The organism is Microcystis wesenbergii FACHB-1317, from assembly GCF_014696875.1.
In the GTDB taxonomy this organism is placed as follows: domain Bacteria; phylum Cyanobacteriota; class Cyanobacteriia; order Cyanobacteriales; family Microcystaceae; genus Microcystis; species Microcystis wesenbergii_A.
The window spans coordinates 1-9,240 of record NZ_JACJQV010000144.1 but is presented as its reverse complement, the minus strand read 5'-3'; the positions used below and the strand labels follow the sequence as shown (position 1 = coordinate 9,240).

Genomic DNA, 9,240 nt, shown 5'->3' with positions numbered 1-9,240 from the left:
ATTTTATCATCAAGATATAGGAATCGGAGACGGCGTTTTGGTCTGAGATTTAATTTAATCGCTGGCATTTACAACTATGAACTTGCTTTAGGCTATCATCAAGTAGCTGAATAGGACTTTTGCAGGAGGTCTCTTGAATTTGGATTCTGTGGGTTCTGGTTTCGGTGATAATTTCAATAATCGCCCCTTGGGGAATTATCTCTATTTGGGGTCTGCTGAAAAAGTCGCTCAAAGAATTATGCTATTAAGTGCCAATAATTTGTCGCCCAAGTGATAAGTTTTAATTGAGTCAAATAACTTTTAACATAATTTTTATGAAAGCTTTAGCGACATTTTATAGCAAATCCGTTTTTGATAGTGCGATTAACTCCCAAGTTATGGATTGTTTCTCCCCGCTCCGGCGCTCCCCACTTTCCTAGACCTTTTAAACGGGATTTAGTCTTAGTTTATTTTTTCGCAAAAAAATCAAGAAAGACAAAAAAAGCCCAAAAAACTGCCGAAGCAGTCGGGAAAGGCGGCGGCTACTCAATATATCTGTACTAAAAAGTGCCCAGCTTTTAGGGTATTTTACCTTTTTTTGTGCCTTTCTTCTCGACTTGATTGAGTCGAAACCTTCTTCCTATCAGCATTTCAGACTTTTTCAGTCAACCCTAATTAGGGCCTCAAAACCAGAGACGATTTCCAACATTTCTTCGGTGATAGCAGTTTGCCGTTCCTGTTGGAATTGAGCGAGAAGTTGTGCTAATTGCTCTTCTATATTTTTCTCGGATGCTTGCATCGATGCCAGTCGGCTCGCATTTTCACTAGCCAAAGATTCAGCCAAAGCACGATACAGACAAATAAACAAATATTGCTCGATCAAGGCAGAAAACAACTCACTCCAATCCATGCTAAAGGTTGGCAAAGTGGCTCCTACCCACCTTTTTTGCTGTAAGTCTTGTAGCCATTTATTATCCACAGGCAATAATTGTAAGGCATGAGGTTGATAGGATATATTGGAGCGAGGCTTATGGTAAAACAAGGCAATTTTATCTATTTGCATTTGAGATTGCCACATTTCGATGTGTAGTAGCAGTTCTTGAACCATTGACGTGATGCCGGCAAGAGAAGTGGGCATCGCAAAGTTCCGTTCGCTGACTATTCCCGCATTTTCTAAGGGGGGAATTACCCGCGCACCTACAGCCAAGACTGCGAGTTGGCTGGAGTTAATAGACAAGTGCTGAATCTGAGTAACGGCGTAGCGGACAATCTGCTCGTTGAACTGACCGCACATACCCTGATCTGAACCAAATATGATCGCACCTAAAGGACTATTTCTCGGAAGCTTTCTGGGGCTTGCAGCGATCGCATGGTGTTGATCTACTGCTGATCCTAAAACAATTTGCAAGCCCATCTCGATGGTACGATTATACTCGATAAGGGATTCTACTGCCCGTTCATATTGATGAATGCTGGCCGCTGCAAGAACTTTCATGGTCTTGACAACGGATTGAAGTTCTTGCGCGACCGCAATTCGTCGTTGTAGCAATTCAAGGACTGGCATGATGTGTGTTGATTGGCAATTGATTGTCAAACAATTGATCGTGAAGTCGAGTTAATTTATCATCGGGCAGTTTTCTGGTTATGACGGTAACAGAAACAAGCGCGGACTTTTGCCGTAGCCAAAAAGAGAAACTGTGGGAGCTTTTGGGACTGGAGGAGACGATGAACAATCCATCCTATTTAACCTGGCGACGATTAATGATCGAGGTGGAGCCAAGATACTGGGAGACAGTGTACAACATATAGGCAAAATCAAGGGTCTCAGAAGAGATAGGTCACTACTCTTCTGAGACGGAAAAAGTATTAAGTGTACGGTAGAGGGTGGGCAGACTTGCCAGCAAGATGTGAGTCAGCATTGTTTCATTGTATAACCATGAGCAAGGAGGAGTGCTGCAACTAAAGCTAATGAAAAATAAAAAGGTGAGTCAGATAACAGTAGGAAGAGAACTGATAGAGGCGTTAGGGGAGTTACCAGTACGCCAGTGTTTCACAGTAGATGCTCTACACAATCAAAGGGAGACAGCAGCCGCCATCATGGAAGCCAATCACAATTACCTGATGGCGGTCAAAGAAAATTAGCCGAGCCTATACAAGGCCATAGAAAAAAGAGCGTTGTCAATGGTTCGCCGTGGCGGGTTTCGGACGGTTCCCCAAGCTCGGTGTTTATAGGCTAACCAAGTTGACACAATTTTTGCTTTACTTTTCACCAAACCACCCTGCCTTTTTAAGCTATCCCTTATAGGGATCTTTCTTAACAATTTTTTCAGTAAGCACTACAACCCTTATCCTGACTTGATTTCAGTTTTTTCTTTGTCAGTAAGGGTGTCAACAAGGAATATTACAAATTGTTAACCGAGTCTTGAAAGCCTTGTGCTACAAGGGTTTGAAATGTTAAGAAAGATGTGACTAAAGGACAGCTTTTTAAGGGGGGCAGGGGGGATCGAGAGTAAAATTTATCTTCTATTAACTATCATAAGTTTGTGCAGTACCACAATGATAACAATAAGGTAAATTTTTATAAGTTAACTCATGGCAATGATGACATTCTACATATTGATAATAACCGCAATGGGGACAATGAGCATCTTGATTTTTAATCGTTTTAGCGCAGTTAATACATTGTGATTTTTGTACTCGTTTTGCTGCTTGAGACTTGGTATTAAAAACAAACTTTTGCAAAAATTTAATAATAGCAAAACCGAACAAAGGGATTAACAGAATATAAACATATTGAACTAAAAATACTAAACCTCCAAAGATAGCACCGATAATATCAAAAATGAATTGTGCAATAATACCAATTTGCAAAAATTCAAAAGCTTTGAAAATTAAAGGAATGAAGAAAATAACTAATAAATGCCAACTAATTAACGCTATTAAACCATAGCTGCGACTTTGGGCATACTGATTCACTAATAACGCAATAATTATTAATGGTGCTAAAAATAAAACCTGAAAACCTAATTGAATGCTAGGATACCAAAAAGACGCATTTTTATAACCAGCTTCCACATCATTAAATTTACTTTCATTTCTCATGAAAGCAAGTAAATTTTGACTCGATGGTTTTTGTAGTAGTTCATTTTTTAGCTTAACAATTTCTTCTTTGATTTTTGATATCTTTTTATTATTTTCCTCTAGTTTCTGTTTTGCTTCTTCCGCTTTTACCCGGTTGATCGAATTGTTGGCAGACTGTCCGGCAATTTTCTCTAATAGGGTAGAATCATATTGACTTCTAATAATTCTATTATTATTTTCTAGTATATTAATATTATCTTGTTTTGTTTGTATTTTACTTAATAAAGTTTTATTTTCTTGATTATTTAACTTATTTTTAATATCAGCATATTGCAAACAAATTGGAGAAACTTTACCTAAATGTCCTATTTCTTCATCTTGATAATTATTTTTATAATCAATTAAAAAAGTTGTAATTAAATCATAATCTCTATCTGGACTATTATTTTTCTTGTAACTTTGCCATTCGCTGTAACAAGGATATACTTGTTGGGGGCTTAAATGCCACCTACTAATATCATCTAATCCTGTAAAAACATTAATTAAGATGAAAATATCAACAATTATTATTACCAATAAACTTACTTTATTTAATGGTTTATCATTAATCCTTCTTGATCTCCTGAAAAACTGATTCCACAAATTATTAAGTTTAGTAAACATAATCTACTCCTAAGTACAGGACAAAAAGGATGATATTTGGAAACTTCCCGCGCTCTCCCCTATTTAAATGGAGCAAGAGGACTCCCGTTAAATTTCTCCTTAATTAAAAATATACCAGAAATTAACGTAACGATCAATTGCGACCAGAAGATAAACTAACGCGACAGCGTTTCCTTATTGGGAGAGGCTTGATTCTCAAGGTCTGTCTGAGCTTGACATATTTAAGCGGTAAGTGTTACACTAAAAAGATAGCACAATCGTAAAAAAGCCATTAAGGGGGTAGCCAAGGTTCACGAAAAGATTTCAAATACTAGAATAGACAAGATTTTCTTCATAAACTCTCCAGAAAGTTGTGCGATGAAAACCAAATCGTTGTAGCCGAGAATCTTAATATTAAAGGGTGAGCATCGGACTAAATTAGCCAAATCAATATATGACGCTGATTTTGGTATGTTGCTTAATTCCTTGGATTACAAGCTAAAAAGAGAGGGAGGAAAACTTGTAGAAGTTGACAGGTTTTATCCGAGTACAAAATTTTGTTCTTGCTGTGGATTTAAAAATGATTCATTGACTCTCAGTATTCGTGAATGGATTTGTCCAGAATGTAAGAGTGAACCGATAGAGATGAAAACGCAGCCAAGAATTTAAGGGAAGAAGGTAAGTACCTAAGCAAAATTAATTACACATATCTGACCACCTCTTGCCTCTTGCCTCTTGCCTATCTTCACTAGGAAATTAATTTTGCACGACTACTTATGAGAATACTGTCAACAAATACCGATGGACAGTCGGAATTTCAAGCTTGGGTCGAAACCGTAAGACTCGTTGGTACTTGTACCAAAAAGCGGGTTTGGGGTGAATCAAGAATCCCCCGTCACAGCGTCAGCTTGACGGCGGGAGTGTCAATTAAGTTAGAACGACTTACTTATTCGGGATTAACCCACATTAACGTCTGGCCAAATTCTACCGGTTCACCGTTAGCGACGGCGATTTCAACGATTTGCCCGGCCACTTCCGCTTCGATTTCGTTCATCAACTTCATCGCTTCGATGATACAAACCGTTTGTCCGACACGAATCCGATCGTTTTTTTCCACGAAAGACGGTTCATCGGGAGCAGCAGCGCGATAAAAAGTGCCGACCATGGGAGAGGTAATCGCCAGCCATTTTTTATCAACAGCGGCGGCCGCAGGTTCGGGATTGGGGGTTTCTGGGACTGGGGTGGGACCGGCGGCTATCACTGGAGCGACGACGGGGGCCGTCACCAACGGCAAGGGAGCGGCGAGAGGCCCAAGGGCAGTATTAACGGTTCCTTTGCGGATATTTAGCTCTAAATCTGCACTTTTCAGGCTAAATTCACTGATATCCGTTGCTGCCAATGTTTTGATCAGTTCTCGAATTTCGTTGTAATCAATAGTCACCGCTCTGAAATCCCCTCGCAAATAAAAAGCAACAAATCCAAATTAGCACCCACCAAACCGTCGATTTTTCCCATCTAGCGGCTAAGTTTTGGGAAACAGGCTCAGAAAACTGGCTTTAGTCCTAAACCCGTCCCTAAAAGCTCATTTCTGGGCTTCTGATCACAATTATTCCCGTCCCAGATAGGAACCATCCCGGGTATCCACTTTAATCCTTTCACCGATGGAAATAAACAGGGGAACCATCACCTGCGCTCCCGTTTCTACGATCGCCGGTTTCGTGCCACCAGTGGCCGTATCTCCCTTGACTCCCGGATCCGTATCGGTGATTTCCAAGATTACCGAGGTGGGCAATTCCACCTCTAACACTTGCTCATTCCAAAAGAGAATATTGACTTCCATTCCTTCCTTCAGATACTTGGCTCGATCGCCCATTTGTGCCGGGGTGAGAGTTGCTTCCTCAAAAGTCTCCATGTCCATGAAGACAAACTGATCGCCTTCTTTGTAGGTGTGCTGCATGGTGCGCTTTTCGATCGTGGCTGAGGGCAAGGTTTCCCCCGCCCTGAACGTCCGTTCTACCACGTTGCCCGTCTGGACATTTTTTAACTTGGTTCGCACGAAGGCCGATCCCTTACCCGGTTTAACGTGCAGGAATTCTACCACCCGCCAGACAGAGCCATCTATCTCGATGGTTGTGCCGCTCCGAAAGTCGTTACTCGAAATCATGAAATGCTGTTTAGGCCAAGAAAGATCAACATTCCATTTTACATACTTCCTGTACCCAAAAAAACTTTTTTCCCGCCCGTACAGGTAAGGGGTAGGTGGCAGCAGGGGCCAGCAAGGTATTGCCGAGGGTTACGGACGAAGAACCCAAAACGAGTATATTCAGTTTCTGCATATAGCGTTAGGCTCTCTTAGAGAACTAGATACACAGCTAATCATCGCTAAAAAAGTTAAATTAGCTACTCCTGAACTATTTGACCCAGTTTTAGAATCATTCGATAGGATGCCAGGAATTTTAGTCTCTACTCTTCAAAAGTTAAAGTCTTGATTTCTCTTCCTACCCCCTGCCCTGCCTGCTGCCTCTCTCTGTGCCGGGATTTCAGACTTAACGGGAAAAGTAAGGTCAGTAGTCAGTAGTCAGTAGTCAGGAGAATTAAGAATGAATAATGAGCAATTAAAGGCTCTATTTAGGGATTTTAGGCAATTTTATGCCTATTTTTCTCATTTTTGCCCTCTCAAAAATTAATTATGCAAGAGGTTTAAGGAAAAAAGATTGCAGATGCTCATGACCTCAAAAGAAGGGCAAGGGTTAGCGGAATAGGCCGCTCTTATTGCAATTAACAATATCGGAAGTTATTCGAGATTTTGTTAGCAGGTTGAACACTTATTTTTAGTTGTGCTTCCTGTCACTGAGCCTTGACATTGAGCCTTGACATTGAGCCTTGACATCGAAGCCCCTCGAAATGTGTCGAAATGTGTCGAAGTGCTGTTCTATTTTAACCTTTGTTTCATCCCTTCGCTAAAACCGACGGTCTTCACCTGACATTTATGATAAAATCAGGGGACTGACTGACATCTGATTACTGATATAACCATGACGGGTGTGGACTTACAGCAATTATTACTAGAAAAATGGGGTCGTTCCTACGATATCCAGCTGCGACGCATCAAAGATAAGGTTCATGTCCAGATAATGTGGAAATATCTCGAACAAGCCTCTTTTCCTCTCTCCGAGTCTGAATATCTGCAACATCTCAATGCGATCGCTAATTATCTCCACGAATGGGGTGGTGTTAGTCAATTTCAAGCTTTTATCCGCGAAACCCGTGAGCGTCCCCGTCTCGGTAAAGCGGTTAGTCTGCCCCTAGATCTAGGCGAAAGGGCATCGGAATGGCTGATCAGCGATCAGTGATCAATTCGAGACCAGGCAAGAGGCACTCATGCAAGAGGCTCCCCAAAAGAATCTGGCAATTCTCCTAGCTACTAAAAAGAAGGTGAGAAACTAAGTACATTAAAGCTTTTAGCTTAACCAATTAGGTTTTAGATTCGGCCTTTGTTATCGGATGTAAGTTTTCAGCCCACCGATTACCGATTACTGTTTACTGATAACCGATCAAATCTCCCACTTCCCTCTCTAGCTAAAAAAAAAGGCGCCAAGTCTCACCTTAACGCTTGTTTTTTCCATTGTTTTTGAATGGCAGCGACTAGCTCCTGCGAAGAGCGAAAGCACCAACACCAGCAACGGCTAAGATACCGAGGATAGCAGAAGGTTCGGGGACGGCTGTATGTCTGGAGTAAGTGTACTCGATCGAAGCATGGCAACCGGCCTGGGTATTTTGGGTGACAGAGATGTTACCCCCACCACCGACCGCGCGCAAATCACTGAGGGACACACAAGTCACGTCAAAAGCCTGACCGCTGCTGTCAAAGAAGGCCAAGTCACCGGGAGCACTAATGGTAAAACTAACCGCTCTTTTCTCGTCGAAAGGACCAAAATTTTTCACTTCTCCTGGACTGTAGCTCAGATCGCCAGTATCTATACCAAAGCTAACTTGTGGTGGTAAAGGAAAGGCGCCCGAATAACCAGGAATATTGAAGAAAAGGTTGACAGCGGTAAGAATTCGAGCGATTTGAGTTTGTTGTGCCGTGTTGGTAGCAGCAAATGACTGTAAGAAACTACCACTCAGGGTCAGAGTGGCACTGACCAAATCACCGAGGGAGCTATCAAACTTGTTCAGAGTACCAGTTTGATCGATTTCAGTCACTTGTCGAGGGTTGTTGAACTGACCGCCGGGAACAGTGACCAGGGTGGAGGCAGAGGCAACGTTAGGGAAGGAGGCAACTGTTGCAGCGATGGCAAGAGCGCCGGTGGTTAGTTGTCTAGAGATGTTTGTGATCATTTTGGGTTGTAGTTTATTTTCTATAGGACAAAATACGGGGACTCCGTACTCCTATATGTTTATAAACCTCAAAGGAAAAGTCAATCAAAATCGCCTAAATATTTGATAACAACTGCTAAGCAAATTAATGATTAATAACAGAAATTTTGAATTTATTAACAAAGCTTAACATTAGAGATAATAACAACTCTAATCACCCAAAATTTAGTAACCGACATTCCGCACATCTTCATATACCTCTATATATTTTTACATTCCCCAAGATGTTTTGACGAAAAACCTTCATTGTAGAAACTACTATTAAGAACATTTTCAATAATTGATTTGTTCTGAGAAAAAAATTTACAATTCTTCACCTTGACAAAAATCCATCATTGTAGCTATAATCCTTACTGGCAAAGGGTTGTCAGTAATATATTAGTAAAAGTTATCAATTGAATTGAATGTTAAGAAGTACGGAAAGTGGGTAGTAATGGGACTTAAACAAAATTTAAGCCCAAATAAAGCCTAAACTGGCTTTGTAAGCGGCAAACACATCCCGATTCTCGGTCAGCCACTCAAAGAAACGGAAAGACATCGCCACTCGAAAAGCTGCCAAGGCTTCCACAAAAGTGTTTAAAGGTCGATTTGCCCACCGCCTTTGTAGTCCCCCAGTCAACTTATGCCACAGGATAAATGTATAGGCACAAAACACCAGGATAAAATGACGAAGTAAGCTTCGTTTATCCCTGACTTGGTATTCCCTTAACCCTAACCATCCTTTGGCTTCTCTGTAGAATACTTCGACCCAATTTCTTTCGGTGTAAGTCCTCACTATCCACGACGCTGTTACTGTATCTGCCTCGACTACATTGGTGATGAAATAGTCCACCTCTGTCGCTTTTTCAACTGAACTTGCCTTCATGACGATCGCCAAGTTCTTTTCTCATTTTAGACCAGATATTTTCCCACTGAATACTGTTACCCACACTGTTTTTTCTGGTTCTAGCTGAATAGTGATTTTCTCAAAATCCTCTTCTGACAGGCTTTTTGCTAGTTGATCAAGTCGAATCTTTCCCTCTCTACCCTCTTCTTTTTCAATAATTAGGTCTTGCTGAATAATGGTAAAACCCTTTTAAAATAAGGCTTTTGACCTGCTAAAATCCGATGTTCATGCTGCGAAAATAGGATTAAGACCTTCAAAAACCTTGTATTATC

General features: G+C 41.0%; 8 protein-coding genes and 3 pseudogenes. 5 read left to right on the top strand and 6 right to left on the bottom strand.

Annotated elements, in window-relative coordinates:
- Positions 1-114, top strand: a pseudogene (locus tag H6F92_RS12535) (IS5/IS1182 family transposase); the annotation flags it as partial.
- A 526-nt stretch (positions 115-640) separates the two neighbouring features.
- Here the strand turns inward: H6F92_RS12535 and H6F92_RS12525 are convergent.
- On the bottom strand, positions 641-1,543 hold the full coding sequence (locus H6F92_RS12525) for a F0F1 ATP synthase subunit gamma (RefSeq protein ID WP_190358079.1): 903 nt from the start codon (positions 1,541-1,543) through the stop codon (positions 641-643).
- Between the two features lie 404 nt (positions 1,544-1,947).
- Between H6F92_RS12525 and H6F92_RS12515 the strand changes: the two genes are divergently transcribed.
- Positions 1,948-2,121: a hypothetical protein gene (locus tag H6F92_RS12515; protein ID WP_190358077.1), complete on the top strand. Its 174-nt coding sequence runs from the start codon at positions 1,948-1,950 to the stop codon at positions 2,119-2,121.
- 384 nt (positions 2,122-2,505) lie between these two features.
- Here H6F92_RS12515 and H6F92_RS12510 read toward each other — a convergent pair whose 3' ends face one another.
- Positions 2,506-3,723: a hypothetical protein gene (locus H6F92_RS12510; protein ID WP_190358076.1), complete on the bottom strand. Its 1,218-nt coding sequence runs from the start codon at positions 3,721-3,723 to the stop codon at positions 2,506-2,508.
- Between the two features lie 252 nt (positions 3,724-3,975).
- On the opposite strand from H6F92_RS12510, the pseudogene H6F92_RS12505 reads away from it, so the two are divergent.
- Positions 3,976-4,614 (top strand): annotated as a pseudogene (locus tag H6F92_RS12505) (RNA-guided endonuclease InsQ/TnpB family protein); the annotation flags it as partial.
- A gap of 34 nt (positions 4,615-4,648) precedes the next feature.
- Here H6F92_RS12505 and accB read toward each other — a convergent pair.
- Both accB and efp read right to left on the bottom strand, forming a co-directional pair.
- Positions 4,649-5,143 carry an acetyl-CoA carboxylase biotin carboxyl carrier protein gene (gene accB, locus H6F92_RS12500; RefSeq protein ID WP_190358075.1) on the bottom strand — a complete coding sequence of 165 codons (495 nt, stop codon included), beginning with the start codon at positions 5,141-5,143 and terminating at the stop codon, positions 4,649-4,651.
- A gap of 165 nt (positions 5,144-5,308) precedes the next feature.
- Positions 5,309-5,866: an elongation factor P gene (efp, locus tag H6F92_RS12495; RefSeq protein WP_002788532.1), complete on the bottom strand. Its 558-nt coding sequence runs from the start codon at positions 5,864-5,866 to the stop codon at positions 5,309-5,311.
- Positions 5,867-5,984: 118 nt separating this feature from the next.
- Here efp and H6F92_RS12490 point away from each other — a divergent pair, with 118 nt between their 5' ends.
- Both H6F92_RS12490 and H6F92_RS12485 read left to right on the top strand, forming a co-directional pair.
- Entirely contained in the window at positions 5,985-6,191 is a 207-nt protein-coding gene (locus tag H6F92_RS12490) for a four helix bundle protein (RefSeq protein WP_190358081.1), read from the top strand.
- Between the two features lie 546 nt (positions 6,192-6,737).
- Positions 6,738-7,055: a DUF3067 family protein gene (locus tag H6F92_RS12485; protein WP_045358689.1), complete on the top strand. Its 318-nt coding sequence runs from the start codon at positions 6,738-6,740 to the stop codon at positions 7,053-7,055.
- A 292-nt stretch (positions 7,056-7,347) separates the two neighbouring features.
- Here the strand turns inward: H6F92_RS12485 and H6F92_RS12480 are convergent, their stop codons facing one another.
- Together H6F92_RS12480 and H6F92_RS12475 are read right to left on the bottom strand one after the other, a co-directional pair.
- On the bottom strand, positions 7,348-8,043 hold the full coding sequence (locus H6F92_RS12480; protein ID WP_190358074.1) for a choice-of-anchor E domain-containing protein: 696 nt from the start codon (positions 8,041-8,043) through the stop codon (positions 7,348-7,350).
- Between the two features lie 490 nt (positions 8,044-8,533).
- Positions 8,534-9,130, bottom strand: a pseudogene (locus H6F92_RS12475) (transposase family protein); the annotation flags it as partial.
- Positions 9,131-9,240 lie beyond the last annotated feature (110 nt).